At 68.0% G+C, this 435-nt stretch carries 2 pseudogenes; both read left to right on the forward strand.

The annotated features are described in order from the left end of the window. Positions 1-165: pseudogene (locus EOA29_RS43665) on the forward strand (xanthine dehydrogenase family protein subunit M); the annotation flags it as partial. Continuing rightward, positions 162-435, forward strand: a pseudogene (locus EOA29_RS40160) (xanthine dehydrogenase family protein molybdopterin-binding subunit); the annotation flags it as partial. The pseudogenes EOA29_RS43665 and EOA29_RS40160, both read left to right, overlap by 4 nt.

Here is a 435-nt window from a genome sequence, read left to right on the forward strand (position 1 = left end):
GTCGAAGAGGCGTTGAAGGGCAAGACGCTCGACGAAGCGACCGTTCGCAAGGCGAGCGAGCTCGCCATGGAGGGCGCCGTCGACCATGGCGCCAACCACTACAAAATAGCGCTCGCGCCGCGCGTCATCGCGCGCGCCATCCTCGAATTGGGAGAGACGGCATGACCGTTCATGACATGAAACACGCGGCCTCGGACAGCGCACGCCTCGAAGCGGTCGGCGGACGCCTGTCGCGCGTCGACGGCCCGGCCAAGATCACGGGCGCCGCTCAATACGCCGTCGAGCAGCAGCTCGAAGGGCTGACGCATGCGGTGCTGGTCGGCGCAACGATCGCCGCCGGCAAGGTTACAGCCATCGACACCCGCGCCGCGGAGACCGCGCCGGGCGTGCTGGCGGTGCTGACGCCCGACACCATCATGCCGCTCAAGACCGCAT

The organism is Mesorhizobium sp. M1E.F.Ca.ET.063.01.1.1 (assembly GCF_003998155.1).
Taxonomy (GTDB): Bacteria; Pseudomonadota; Alphaproteobacteria; order Rhizobiales; family Rhizobiaceae; genus Mesorhizobium.